We start from the raw sequence: 12,149 nt of genomic DNA on the forward strand, positions 1-12,149 counted from the left end.
GCCGTTACTCGTGCTGCCAGCTCGCCCACAGGGCGGCGTATTCCCCGCCGCGTGCCACCAGCTCGTCGTGCGTCCCAAGCTCCACGATCCGCCCGTCCATGACGACGGCGACCCGATCCGCGTCGTGGGCGGTGTGCAGCCGGTGTGCGATGGCCACCACGGTGCGCCCGGCCAGCACCGCGTCGAGGGACGCCTCCAGGGAGCGGGCCGCCCGCGGATCGAGCAGGCTGGTGGCCTCGTCCAGGATCAGGGTGTGCGGGTTGAGTAGCACCAGGCGGGCCAGCGCCAGCTCCTGTGCCTGCCCGGGGGGCAGCTCCCGGGCGCCCGAGCCGACCCGGGTGGCCAGGCCCTGCGGCAGGGCCGCCACCCACTCCCAGGCCCCGATCGCGCGCAGCGCGGCCTCCAGCTCCGCCTCGCTGGCGTCCGCGCGCGCCAAGCGTAGGTTGTCGGCCACCGAGCCGACGAAGACGTGCTGCTCTTGCGTCACCAGCACGACGTGGCGCCGCAGCTCTTTCTCCGGCAGATCGGTCAGGTTGACCCCACCGACCCGCACGCTGCCCGTCGTCGGGCCGTGAATGCCCGCCAGCATGCGCGCCAGCGTCGACTTGCCCGAGCCGGAGGGGCCCACCACGGCTAGGCGCTCGCCGGGCCGCAGCGTCAGGCTCACCCCGTGCAGTACGGGGCGGTCCGGCAGGTATTCGTAGGTCACGTCCCGCACCTCGATCACCTGGTCGGTGGGCGCGGCGCCGGTGGGGCGGCGGTCCGGCTCGACCTCGTCGACCCCGTAGATGCGGGCCAGCGACGCGAACGACACCTGCGTCTCGTCGATCCAAAACATCAGTTCGCCGAGCGGGGCGCGCAGCTGGTTGGCGTACAGGGCGATGGTGGTGATGGCCCCGATGCTGACCCACTGGTGGGTGTAGAGGTAGGCGCCCCACAGCACCGTCACGACGATCGGCAGATAGAAGCTGAAGGCGGCCTGGCTGATGACGGCGATGCGCAGGTAGAGCGTGTAGCGCTCCAACTCCCACATTTCCGTGATGCCCTTGTCGGTCACGGCCTTGCGGACCGGGCCGAGGTGGAGAGCATCGACGGTGTCGGCGTGCTCCACCGTCTCGGTGACGGTGCCGTACATGCGGGAGTTGGCGGCGCTGGTGGCCCGGTAGGCCAAGGTGGCGCGCCGCAGATACCAGCGCATGATCACCACCGCCCCCGGCAGGCAGGCAAACAGCGCCAGGCTGAGCAGCGGGCTGACGAACACCGCCGCCCCCACCGTGATGAGCACCGTGATGACGATGACCAGCACCCGGGGCAGGCCGAAACGCACCATCCACTGGATACGGGAGATGTCGTTGGTGGAGCGGCCCAGCAGGTCGCCGGTGCCGGCCCGTTCGACGACGGACAGCGGCAGGTGGGTCACCGCCGCCAGCAGCCGCTCGCGCACCGAGGCGAAGACGGACTCGCCCATGACCATGGCCGTCCGGTTAGCAAAGTACGACAGGGCCGCACTGGCCAACACCGCACCGACGATGAGCAGCGAGATCCGGTTGACGTACCCCAGGGTGGTCCCGGCCTGCACGGCATCCACCAGCCGCCCCAGCAGGAACGGGGTGGCCAGCGACACGAGGGCCACCGCGATCTGCAGGGCCAGCACCCAGGTGAAGTCCCCGCGGTATTCGCGCAAAATCTCGGCCGTGCGCCGCCGCACCGTGGCCGCCGAAGCAATAGGTAGCCGCATCAGTAATCCTCCTGCCCCTCGGCCTGCTGCGCCCCGACTGGGGGCGCGGGCGGGGTGGCCTCGGCGTCCCCCGCCTGCCGGGAGACCACCTGGCGGTAGCGCCGCCCCAGCCCCTGCCCGCGGTGGGCCGCATCCAGCAGCTCGCGGTGGGTGGAGACGGTCGGGCCCGCCTCCGCGTCCAAGAACACCACCTGGTCGCACGCCTCCAAGATGAGCGGGGAGGCGGACACCACGATCGTGGTTTGGTCGGTGCGGGCCTGCCGCAGGGCGTGGGCGATCCGCATCTCGGTGTGGGAATCGACCGCGCTGGTGGGCTCCACCAGCACCAGCACCGGCGCCTGCGTCGCCAGGGCCCGCGCCAGGGCCACGCGCTGGCGCTGCCCGCCCGACAGCGAGCGGCCCTTCTCCGTGACCTCGCCCCCCAGGCCGCGCGGCAACGACGAGACGACGTCGTGCGCGTCGGCCGTGGCCAGGGCCGCCAGCAGCGCCGTATCTCCCGGACGCTCCGCCGGGTTCGTGGCCCCGGCCGCGGGCGGCTCCCGGTCGGCCGTGCGCTCCAGCTCGATCAGCTCAGCGACACTGCGCGCCGCCGTATCGGTCACGCTGGGCGCCAGGTTGCCGCGCAGGGTACCGGTGAACAGCTGGGCGGTGGCGTGGGAGTGGACGATGGTGCCGCGCACGGCCGCCCAACCCAGCTCCCGCACGTCCGTGCCCGCGAGGGTGACCGCCGCCTGCTCGTCGTCCAGGCGGGCCAGGCGCGCGGCCAGCGCCTGCCCGGCCTCCGGTTGGGGCGCTACCAGCGCCGTCAGCTGCCCGGCCGCGAAGCGGGCGCCCGTCTCGGCGTCGACCAACTCCCCGACGGGCGCGCTCGCGGTTGTGGGGGAGCGCCGCTCCGCCAGCGTGCCGGCGATCGGTTCGATGGCCATGACTTCGGCGACCTTCTTGGCCGCCACCCAGCCGCGCGTGAAGCTGCGCAGCGCAAACGTCAGGGCGCCCAGCGGGCGGGCGAGGAAGGCGGTGTAGCCGAAGAATGTCACCAGCTGGCCGGGCGTGATCGCGCCCGCCACCGCCAAGCGGGCCCCCTGCCAGATGACTAGGGCGGTGAAGGCGCCCGGGAGCAGGGTCTGGGCCGCCACCAGCAGCGATTGCGGCCCGGCCACCGCCACCCCGGCGGTGCGTACCTGTTGTGATTGGGCGCGGTAGGCGGCGCTGAAGACGTCCTCCCCGCCGATGCCGCGCAGGATCCGCAGGCCCGAGACGGTGTCGGTGGCCAGGGTCGTCAGGTCGCCCTCCTGTTTACGTTGGGTGGTCTGTCGCTGGTGCAGCGGCTTGACGACGAGCGCCAGCAGGCCGGTGGTCAGCGGCAGGCCGAGCAGGATCAGCAGCGCCAGGGAGGTCGACTCGCGGAACATCAGCACGATCACCAGGACCGCGGCCACCCAGGTGCCGATCAGGCGTGGCAGAATCTCCACGGCGTTGCCCAGGTGCCCGCAGTCGGACGAAACGGTGGCGGTCACCTCGCCCGCCGACAGGGAACGGGTGGTGGCGGGCCCGACGTCGGCCACATGGTGGCCCACCGCGCGGGCCGAGAGCAGGGCGGTGCGGAGCCAGGCGAGCACCGCGTAGGCCTCGCCGAGCCCGTCCCCGATCCAGGTGTCGATGAGGATGAAAGCGAGCATGCAGCCGAGGTACAGCCACAGGGCGGGGCCGAAACCATCGGTGCTGAGCGCGTCGATGGCGTGGCCGAGGGCCCACGGCAGCAACGCGTGGGCGGCGGTGGCCACGACGGTCAGGGCGATGGCCAGGGCCAGGGGGCGGCGCGCTACCCGCACGGCGCGGCGCGCCACCGCCCCGCCGGTGTGCGGCCAGCGCGGGGCCGGGCCGGTGGGGGCGGGGTAGCCGCGCTCGAACCAGCCCAAGCCGGGCGTGGCACCCAAAGAGGGGATGGAAGAGTCTTTACGCATGAAAGGCCTTAAATCTGCAGTCGATGATGAGGGGCGGCGGGGTTGCGCAACTCGTGCCGGGTAACAGGCAACGGCCCGCCAAGCGGGGCGGGCGGGGCGACCAGCGCGGCGTTAGGAGAACAGCAGACTCATCATGGCGGGGAGTCTAACCCACGCACTGCGCAGCGGGTCAACTACGGGACAAGGAGTTTCAGACAGAACACAGCCAGTGTTGGGGGCGATGCGTTACTCGCGTGGTCTGCATACCCGCGTATCGTTCACTGGTCTTCATCCGCATCGTCGCCGGACAGAAGCTCGCGCTGCGGCCACAGCCCGGAGGAGGTGAACTCCACGAAGTCCTCCCCGCGCGCGAAGTGGCCGAAGTCGTCGTACAGCACCACCGGCCAGCGCTCGGTCAGGCGCCGCAATGTCGCCGTGAGGAAGTCGAAGTTCCGGTAGTAGAGCACGAGTCCTGCGCGGCCCGCCGCCAAACGGGTGAGGACTTCAAGCTCGGTGGGGGTGAACTCTGCCAGGAGCGTGTCCCCGCCGTCGTCAAGGTACAGATGATGCCGGGCTGTGTCGCGACTGATGAGCGTGCAGTAGAACTCCCCTTCTCGGGTCTGCAGGATGCCCACAGGAGCCAGGCAAGCACGCAACTCGGCATGCGTGGGCAACTGTTGGAAAAAGACCACCGCCGCGTCCATTAGCCACCTCTTGACCGCCCGCCGCTCGCCGTCAGTCTACATATCGGGACTCGGGGAGTCGGCCCCTTATGCTTAGCGGGTGACCACTACGCCCCCCGCCCCCCGCCCCGTTCTCGTCGTCGACTTTGGCGCCCAGTACGCGCAGCTGATCGCCCGCCGCGTGCGCGAGGCCCACATCTACTCCGAGATCGTGCCCCACACGCTGCCAGTGGCCGACATGCTCGCCAAGGACCCCGCCGCCATCATCCTGTCCGGCGGGCCGGCCTCCGTCTACGCCGATGGCGCCCCCGGCATTGACCCGGCTGTGTTTACCGCCGGGGTGCCAGTGCTGGGTATCTGCTACGGCTTCCAGACGATGGCGCACGCGCTTGGCGGCACCGTCGGGCGCACCGGCACCCGCGAGTACGGACACACCCCCGCCCAGGTCGATGCCGCCTCGTGTCTGTTCGCGGGTACCCCCGTGGAGCAGGCTGTGTGGATGAGTCACGGTGATGCCGTGCAGGTGGCGCCTGCCGGGTTCACCGTCACCGCCTCCACCGGGCAGACCCCGGTCGCGGCGTTCGAGGACGCCGACCGCCGCCTCTACGGCCTACAGTGGCACCCCGAAGTCTTGCACTCCCAGTACGGGCAGCGGGCGCTGGAGAACTTCCTCTACAACGGGGCGGGCCTGGCGGCGAACTGGACCCCCGGTTCCATCATCGATGACCAGGTGGCCAAGATTCGCGCCCAGGTGGGCGACGCCCGCGTCATCTGCGGCTTGTCTGGCGGGGTCGACTCTTCGGTGGCCGCCGCCCTGGTCCACAAGGCCGTCGGCGACCAGCTGACCTGTATCTTCGTTGACCACGGTCTGCTGCGCGCCGGGGAGCGCGCGCAGGTCGAGCAGGATTACGCCCGCGGCATGGGCATCCGGGTGGTTACCGTCGACGAATCCGAGCGTTTCCTGGCCGCGCTGGCGGGCGTGAGTGACCCGGAGACCAAGCGCAAGATCATCGGGCGGGAGTTCATTCGCTCCTTTGAGGCCGCCCAACGGGCCCTCATCGCCGAGGCCGGGGCGGAGGGGGCCGAGATCAAGTTCCTGGTGCAGGGCACCTTGTACCCCGACGTCGTCGAATCCGGGGGTGGCGAGGGCGCGGCCAATATCAAGTCGCACCACAATGTCGGCGGGTTGCCCGCGGACCTAAACTTCGAGCTGGTCGAGCCGCTGCGCACCCTGTTCAAGGACGAGGTGCGGGCCATCGGTCTGGAGTTGGGGGTGCCCGAGCAGATCGTGTGGCGCCAGCCCTTCCCCGGGCCGGGTCTCGGCATTCGCATCATTGGCGAGGTCACCCGCGAGCGCCTGGACGTGCTGCGTGCAGCCGATCTCATCGCGCGGCAGGAGCTCAGCGTCGCCGGGCTGGATCGTGAGATTTGGCAGTGCCCCGTGGTGCTGTTGGCCGACGTTCGTTCCGTCGGGGTGCAGGGGGATGGGCGCACCTACGGTCACCCGATTGTTCTGCGGCCGGTGTCCTCGGAGGACGCGATGACCGCCGATTGGTCCCGCCTGCCCTACGACGTGCTGGCCCGCATCTCCACGCGGATCACCAACTCGGTGCCCGAGGTCAACCGGGTGGTGTTGGACTGCACCTCCAAGCCGCCGGGCACCATCGAGTGGGAGTGAGACGCCGGTGGGGGCGCGAGGGGTAACCTCGTGCCCCCACCGCTGGTGTGTGGCAGCCGCCGGGGTGGGCTAGTCTCAGCGCTGCTTTTTCTTGGGCAGCAGCGACGCCAGGGCCGCCACGACGAACGCGCCCCCGACGAAGGCCAGCAGGCCCACGAACGAAAACTGCAGGTTCGGGCGGTAGCCGACCGCCGCGAAGGCCAGGCCCACCCCGGCGGCGATGACGAGCAGCGCCCACACCAACGCCAGCGGGCGTACGGCGCGGGCGACAACCGGTTGGGTGTCGCTAGCGCTCCAAACCGGCACCGCGGCGGTCGCCTCGGCGGGCCCGCCGCCGCTGAGGTAGGAGTCGGTGCGGGGCAGCGGCCGGGTCTGCCCGTCGGCGGGTGCCTGTGCGGCGTCGGGCAGGAACTCGGTGTCTGCCGTGGCGCGCGCGGCGGTGGTGTCCTCCAGGGGCGACAAGGGCTCGGTGGGGTTGTGGTGGTCAGGTTGCGAATTGCGCATGGTTTTCCCTTACTGCTGCTACGGCGGTTACTTGCGGAACTGGTGGACTTTGATTTCGCCGACCCCGCCGGTCAGGTAGACCACGGCCCGCGGTTTCCCCTCACCCAGGCGCAGCACGTGGGCGCCGCTGCCGTTAAAGCGCAGATGGCGGTTGCCGACCGGGCGGTGGAAATTGTTGTCTTCCCAGTCCCGGTCGTCGTCCCAGTCCCGATCGGTAGCGAAGTCCACCTCGTCAATGAGCCACCGCGAGAACTTCGACGGGGCGGAATCCTGCGCCACCATCGTCTGGTCCTCGAAGATGCGGGCCTCGATCTCGCCGAGGCCGATCTCGGTGTGGATCTCAATCGGGTAGCCCTCCGGCACCTCCAGGTTGATCTCTCCCGCCCAGGTGGCCACCGTCAGGGGCGCATCGAGCCTCTCGGTGCCGGTGAAATGCAGGTCGTGCTGTCCGAACAGCGAGGCGTGGGAGCGGAGTGTCGTGGAGTGCGAGAACAACATGAGGGGGCTCTCGTTAGTGGCGGCCAGCAAACGAGGGGAGGCCGTTAAGCTAACCAACCCGGCGGGTGCCACCACGAACGCCGTAAACAGCACCGACAACGTGGTTAGCGTGCCGCTGCGTCGCCCGCGCAGGGCCGCGACCGCCAGCCCGAGACCGAGCACCACCGTCAGCGCGGCGATCGCCCACATGGCGGACTGGAAGTAGCCGTTGCCCAGCCAGTAGGCCCCGGCGGCGGCGAGGAACCCTAGCCCCATAGTGAGCAGGGTGTGGGCAGAGCCGACCTGCGCCACGTGCGGTTTGGTGATTACGCGCGTGCGCCACGGCTGGGGCGGGCGTGGCACCCCCCACTGGGCTGGCGCGCCACTAGCAGCGCCGGTCGGGTAGCTGGCGGTGTCGAAAGGGGCGGCCGCCGGTGCGGCTCCCGCTTGGTCGTCGTCCGCGACACTGGCGGCCGCGGTGTTCGGTGTTCCTGCGGCCGCTGCGGCCGTGGGGGCGGCCCCGGTGCGCGGTGCCTCGTAGGTGGCGGCCCGCCAGCTCGGGTCCCCGCTTGGCCCGCCCACCGGGGCGGGGCCGGGGGTGAAGTGGCGGACCGGCTGTTGCTGGTCGCGCACGATCAGGATCACGGCCAGCACCGTCAGCGCCACTACGAACGGCCAGGACCAGGGAAAGAACACGGACAGGCCCCACGGCAACCCGCAGAAGCAGGTCACCAGTGCCCCGATGGCCCCGGAGCTCCACCGTCCCAGGGTGAGCTCCTCTAAGTGAATGCGACCGTCTTCCTCCTCGGGCAGCAGCAGCCACGCCAGCCCGTAGGCCAGCAGCCCCACCCCGCCGAAGAGCACCAACAGCGCCACAATGAGGCGCACCAGCGCCGCATCCAGGTTTATGCGCCGCGCCAGCGCGCCCGCCACCCCACCGACCCAGCGGTCAGTGGTGCGGGCTAGGCCCAGCTGCCGCAGCTGGGCAAAGAATCGGGAGACCCCGGTGGGGGATGCTTGGTAACTCATGTCTCTATTTCAGTCCCCTGGCCGCCGACGCGGTATCGGGATTGTCCCTGATCGTCCCCTGATTTCCGGCCGGAGGCCTACTAGGGGACGGGGCGGGCGTGTCAGGATGAAGCCATGCTTCCCGACCCGCACTTTGCGTCCGCGGCTGGTGCCGACGCCCCACGCCGCCCGGGGCGACCCGCCGCGGGCGGCGTGGGCGGGCCCGGGCCGACGACGGGGCCCCGCCCCCCGCTGGTGCGGCCTCGCCAGGGGCGCGTATTGGCGGGCGTGGCGGCTGGCTTGGCGGCGCATCTTCAGGTCGGGGTGCGTCAGGTGCGAGTGGTGCTGTTGGGGCTCGGGGTGGTGGGGATCGGTCTCGTTGCCTACCTGTGGCTGTGGCTCTTCGTGCCCGAGGATGACGGAAGGCCTCCGCTGCTGGCTCCCTCCCAGCAACGTTTGGCGGCGCGCCTGTACCGGGTGGAGACCGATGCCAGTCCCCAGCGCCTGGCGTTGGTCGTCGGGTGTGGGCTGCTGGTGCTGGCCGGCACGATTTGGCTGGGCTGGGAGCAGGTCTCGGCGGCGTCGCAGTGGCTGGCCCCGGCGGGGCTGGTATTGACGGGCGCGATTATTTCTTGGACCCACCTGGGGCGCGGGCGCCGTGGGGCGGCACACTTGGCGCCCCTGGCAGGTGGCTTGCTGTTGGCCGTCGTCGGGCTGGTGCTGCTCGTCAGCCGGGGACGGTCACTGACCGACCTGGTGGACTCGCTCGTGGTGGGGGTGACGATCCTGGTGGGAACGGCCGCCATCCTGACCCCCACCTGGCTGCGGATGCTGCGGGACCTCACGGCCTCCCGCGAGGCCCAGGCCCGGGAGGTGGAGCGGGCTGACATCGCCGCGCACCTGCACGACTCGGTACTGCAGACGTTGACGCTCATTCGCACGCGGGCGGGCGACGCCGAGACGGTGGCCCGCCTGGCACGCGCCCAGGAGCGGGAACTGCGCGAGTGGCTGTACGCGCAACGCCCGGAGGCCGGCACCTCGCTGGCGAGTGAGCTGCAGCGGCTGGCGGCCGAGGCGGAGGACCGTTACGGCGCGGTCGTCGAGGTGGTGACGGTGGGCGACATCGTGCCGGGGGCGTGGTGGGAGCCGTTGGCGGGGGCCACTCGGGAGGCGTTGGCCAACGCGGTGCGCCACGGTGCGCCCCCCTTCAGCTTGTATTGCGAGGTCGAGGACGCCCAGGTGACTGTCTTTGTCCGCGACCACGGTCCTGGCTTCGAGATGTCCGCGGTGCCCGCGGACCGGCACGGGGTCCGCGAGTCAATACTGCAGCGGGTGGAGCGGCACGGCGGACGGGCACAGGTGCGGCGGCGGGCTCCCGGAACGGAAGTAATGGTGCAGATGCCGAGCAGGCAGGAGGCCAAGGAATGACAACGGTGCTGGTGGTTGACGATCACGCACTGGTGCGGAGTGGGGTGCGGGGAGAGCTGGCGCGGGTGGCAAGTGACCTGCAGGTGGTGGCCGAGGCCGCCGACGTCGAGGGGGCGGTGGCGGCGATCACCAGCCTGCACCCGGAGGTCGTGTTGCTGGACGTGCACCTGCCGGGTGGGCAGGGCGGGGGAGGAGCCGAGGTGGTGGCCCGCTGCCTGGCTGCGGGCGTGCCCAGTCGCTTCCTGGCGTTGTCAGTGTCTGACGCGGCGGAGGACGTGGTGGCCGTGATCCGGGCCGGCGCGCGTGGCTACGTCACCAAAGCCATCCGCGCGGAAGAGCTGGCCGACGCGGTGCGGCGGGTGGCGGCGGGGGATGCCGCCTTTTCGCCGCGCCTGGCGGGCTTCGTGCTGGATGCGTTCGGCACGTCCGTGGCCGAGACCGCGATGCACGACGACGAGCTCGATCGGCTCTCGGCCCGCGAGCGCGAGGTGATGCGCTTGATTGCCCGCGGCTACACCTATAAGGAGGCGGCCAGCGAATTGTTTATCTCCGTGAAGACCATTGAGACGCACGTGAGTGCGGTGTTACGCAAATTGCAGTTGTCTAACCGACACGAGTTGACGCGGTGGGCGGCGGTGCGGCATTTGCTTTAGGTTCGTTGGCTGGGCAGGTTGAGGGCAAGCAGCGAGCGACTTTGTGCATCGCCTCACGCAGTGCTTGGGTGTCGCTGCAAGTCAAATGTGAGAAGAAAAACTCGCGGAGCGCAGCGAGGTGTTTGACGCGGGTGTCTCGCAGTTTGGTGCGCCCGGCGTCGGTGAGGCGGGCGTGGGCGGCGCGCCGGTCTTGATGCCCGGCGAGGCGAGTGACGTAGCCGAGGTCGACGAGGCGGTCGACAGCCCGGGTGGCGCCCGACGGGGTCAGGCGCAACTGTTGCGCCACTTGCCGCATTTGCAGGGTCTGTTCGGGGGCGGTGGCCAGCGCCGACAGCAGATTAAAGTCAGTGAGCCCCAGCCCGGCGTCGGCGGCGAGGCAGGCATCGAGATGTCGTTCCGTGGCGTGGAAGACGTCCGTACACAGCTTCCAAGTTTCCCACTCCAGCAGCGTCAGCGGGGAGGTGGTGCGGGTTTGCATGTGGCCCACGGTACCGTCAAACAGGTCTGTATTCACTTTTCCTCGCGGACGGGCCCGTGTAGCATGTCCGTGTCGTCCAAATTTGAAAAGGGAGAGTTTGATGACCAAGGTTGCGATCATTTACTACTCGGCCACCGGGCACGGCACCGCCATGGCCAAGGTGCTGGCGGAAGCCGCCGAAGCTGCTGGGGCTGAGGTGCGCGTGCGGCACATTGCCGAAACCGTTGACCCGTCCGTGTTCGCCGGCAACCCGGCCTGGACCGCCAACTACGAGGCCACCAAGGACCTCCCGGCCGCTACCGGCGCCGACATCGAGTGGGCCGACGCCGTCATCTTCGGCTCCCCGACCCGCTTCTCCTCGCCGGCTGGCCAGTTCCAGACCTTCATCGATGGTCTGGGGGGCCTGTGGTTCCAAGGCAAGCTCGCCAACAAGGTCTACGCGGCCTTCACCTCGGCGCAGACCGCGCACGGTGGCCACGAGACCACTTTGCAGAAGATCTACCAGATGGTGATGCACTTCGGTGGCATCATCGTCGCCCCGGGCTTCACCGACGCGGTGAAGTTCGGTGACGGCAACCCGTACGGTGTCTCGCACGCCACCGGTGCCAACAACACTGACGACCTCGCCGAGGCCACCCGCGCCGCCCTGAAGCACCTGGCGGAGCGCGTGGTCGAGGTTACCGGCAAGCTCGCCTGAGCTGTCGCAGCCTGCGGCCCCTGGCCGAGCTGACAGGGGGCGGCACCCGCACGGGTGCCGCCCCTTACCTGTCGGTGCGGCTAGCGGGTGAGGAACAGGCGGAAGGTTGGGGCCGGGGCGCTGGGGGTCGTGTCCACCACGTACCCCACGCCGTCGAGCAGGAAGTTGGCGATGCCCACCATGTCGTCGTCCACCTCGGTATAGCCGGTGAGATAGTCGCTGGCCGCCGCCACCCCGGCCGCCAGGGCCGCGGCCCCGTCGGCCACCTGCAGGCGGTAGTCCAGTTGCAGCAACACGCGGGAGCCCGGGGCGAAGTCCGCGGGCATTCCGCCGCGCAGCGCCCAGTAGGGCAGCCCGGCGGCCTTGGTGAAGACCTCGCCGTCGAAGCCGAGCGGGTATGCCGTCTCTTCGGGCAGGTCGAAGAACCGCTCGTCGTAAAACTGGGGTTCCAGTTCGGCTGGTACCCCGTCGTCTTGGGCGCGCCAGGCGGTGGCCCACAGCTCCAATAGCACCCCCGTGTTGCCTGGCGGGGCGGGGGTGGGGGCAGCGGTCAGTTCGCTGTGGGGCAGCAGGAAGCAGGCGTTGGCCCCGTGCTCGGGTTCCCAGAAGAAGCAGACGTTGTCACTGTCGCACTTAAACAGGTAGAGGGTGTGCCCGGCGGGCAGGCGCGCGAGCGCCGGGTGGGCAGCGAACTGGCCGAGGAAGCTCTGAGGCTGCCCGCACTCGCGGCAGGTGGGCCACAGGTGCGGGGGAAACCCGAGGGGCAGGCCGCCGACCTTGTGGGCGGTGGTGGGCCCGGCCGTCGACGGCGGGGTCAGGGACCAGGTGGGGAAGAACGTCTGCACCCGACCAGCCTAGCGGC

At 70.2% G+C, this 12,149-nt stretch carries 11 protein-coding genes; 4 read left to right on the plus strand and 7 right to left on the minus strand.

Annotation, left to right across the window (positions count from 1 at the left end; genetic code table 11):
* Window positions 1-4: 4 nt before the first annotated feature.
* From BSZ40_RS01435 to BSZ40_RS01445, 3 genes are all read right to left on the minus strand, one after another.
* On the minus strand, window positions 5-1,738 hold the full coding sequence (locus BSZ40_RS01435; protein WP_073822548.1) for an ABC transporter ATP-binding protein: 1,734 nt from the start codon (window positions 1,736-1,738) through the stop codon (window positions 5-7).
* Window positions 1,738-3,702, minus strand: coding sequence for an ABC transporter transmembrane domain-containing protein (locus tag BSZ40_RS01440; protein WP_084542525.1), 1,965 nt, complete (start codon window positions 3,700-3,702; stop codon window positions 1,738-1,740). The genes BSZ40_RS01435 and BSZ40_RS01440 overlap by 1 nt, the downstream gene beginning before the upstream one ends.
* A gap of 257 nt (window positions 3,703-3,959) precedes the next feature.
* The gene (locus BSZ40_RS01445; RefSeq protein WP_073822549.1) at window positions 3,960-4,385 is read right to left on the minus strand and encodes a hypothetical protein; all 426 of its coding nucleotides are present in this window, start codon (window positions 4,383-4,385) and stop codon (window positions 3,960-3,962) included.
* Between the two features lie 79 nt (window positions 4,386-4,464).
* Here BSZ40_RS01445 and guaA point away from each other — a divergent pair, with 79 nt between their 5' ends.
* Entirely contained in the window at window positions 4,465-6,042 is a 1,578-nt protein-coding gene (guaA, locus tag BSZ40_RS01450) for a glutamine-hydrolyzing GMP synthase (protein ID WP_073822550.1), read from the plus strand.
* A 75-nt stretch (window positions 6,043-6,117) separates the two neighbouring features.
* Here the strand turns inward: guaA and BSZ40_RS11810 are convergent, their stop codons facing one another.
* Both BSZ40_RS11810 and BSZ40_RS01460 read right to left on the minus strand, forming a co-directional pair.
* Window positions 6,118-6,546: a hypothetical protein gene (locus BSZ40_RS11810; protein ID WP_073822551.1), complete on the minus strand. Its 429-nt coding sequence runs from the start codon at window positions 6,544-6,546 to the stop codon at window positions 6,118-6,120.
* Between the two features lie 27 nt (window positions 6,547-6,573).
* Window positions 6,574-8,052, minus strand: coding sequence for a PspC domain-containing protein (locus BSZ40_RS01460; protein ID WP_073822552.1), 1,479 nt, complete (start codon window positions 8,050-8,052; stop codon window positions 6,574-6,576).
* A 114-nt stretch (window positions 8,053-8,166) separates the two neighbouring features.
* On the opposite strand from BSZ40_RS01460, the gene BSZ40_RS12335 reads away from it, so the two are divergent.
* Together BSZ40_RS12335 and BSZ40_RS01470 are read left to right on the plus strand one after the other, a co-directional pair.
* On the plus strand, window positions 8,167-9,459 hold the full coding sequence (locus BSZ40_RS12335) for a sensor histidine kinase (protein ID WP_084542526.1): 1,293 nt from the start codon (window positions 8,167-8,169) through the stop codon (window positions 9,457-9,459).
* On the plus strand, window positions 9,456-10,112 hold the full coding sequence (locus tag BSZ40_RS01470; protein ID WP_073822553.1) for a LuxR C-terminal-related transcriptional regulator: 657 nt from the start codon (window positions 9,456-9,458) through the stop codon (window positions 10,110-10,112). The genes BSZ40_RS12335 and BSZ40_RS01470 overlap by 4 nt, the downstream gene beginning before the upstream one ends.
* Here BSZ40_RS01470 and BSZ40_RS01475 read toward each other — a convergent pair.
* Window positions 10,063-10,590 carry a MarR family winged helix-turn-helix transcriptional regulator gene (locus BSZ40_RS01475; protein WP_158020849.1) on the minus strand — a complete coding sequence of 176 codons (528 nt, stop codon included), beginning with the start codon at window positions 10,588-10,590 and terminating at the stop codon, window positions 10,063-10,065. The genes BSZ40_RS01470 and BSZ40_RS01475 overlap by 50 nt on opposite strands.
* Window positions 10,591-10,690: 100 nt before the next feature.
* Between BSZ40_RS01475 and wrbA the strand changes: the two genes are divergently transcribed.
* On the plus strand, window positions 10,691-11,287 hold the full coding sequence (gene wrbA / locus BSZ40_RS01480; RefSeq protein ID WP_073822555.1) for an NAD(P)H:quinone oxidoreductase: 597 nt from the start codon (window positions 10,691-10,693) through the stop codon (window positions 11,285-11,287).
* A gap of 80 nt (window positions 11,288-11,367) precedes the next feature.
* On the opposite strand, the gene BSZ40_RS01485 is transcribed toward wrbA, so the two are convergent.
* Window positions 11,368-12,132, minus strand: a complete 765-nt coding sequence (locus BSZ40_RS01485) for a YwqG family protein (RefSeq protein ID WP_073822560.1) — start codon at window positions 12,130-12,132, stop codon at window positions 11,368-11,370.
* Window positions 12,133-12,149 lie beyond the last annotated feature (17 nt).

This window comes from Buchananella hordeovulneris, assembly GCF_001907235.1.
GTDB classification, from domain to species: Bacteria; Actinomycetota; Actinomycetes; order Actinomycetales; family Actinomycetaceae; genus Buchananella; species Buchananella hordeovulneris.

Bases quoted from the DNA above. Each gene is read 5' to 3' on its own strand.
- BSZ40_RS01470 (WP_073822553.1), top strand. From the start codon at position 9,456: ATGACAACGGTGCTGGTGGTTGACGATCACGCACTGGTGCGGAGTGGG.
- BSZ40_RS01440 (WP_084542525.1), bottom strand. From the start codon at position 3,702: ATGCGTAAAGACTCTTCCATCCCCTCTTTGGGTGCCACGCCCGGCTTG.
- BSZ40_RS01475 (WP_158020849.1), bottom strand. From the start codon at position 10,590: ATGCAAACCCGCACCACCTCCCCGCTGACGCTGCTGGAGTGGGAAACT.
- wrbA (WP_073822555.1), top strand. From the start codon at position 10,691: ATGACCAAGGTTGCGATCATTTACTACTCGGCCACCGGGCACGGCACC.
- BSZ40_RS01445 (WP_073822549.1), bottom strand. From the start codon at position 4,385: ATGGACGCGGCGGTGGTCTTTTTCCAACAGTTGCCCACGCATGCCGAG.
- BSZ40_RS01460 (WP_073822552.1), bottom strand. From the start codon at position 8,052: ATGAGTTACCAAGCATCCCCCACCGGGGTCTCCCGATTCTTTGCCCAG.
- BSZ40_RS01435 (WP_073822548.1), bottom strand. From the start codon at position 1,738: ATGCGGCTACCTATTGCTTCGGCGGCCACGGTGCGGCGGCGCACGGCC.
- BSZ40_RS12335 (WP_084542526.1), top strand. From the start codon at position 8,167: ATGCTTCCCGACCCGCACTTTGCGTCCGCGGCTGGTGCCGACGCCCCA.
- BSZ40_RS11810 (WP_073822551.1), bottom strand. From the start codon at position 6,546: ATGCGCAATTCGCAACCTGACCACCACAACCCCACCGAGCCCTTGTCG.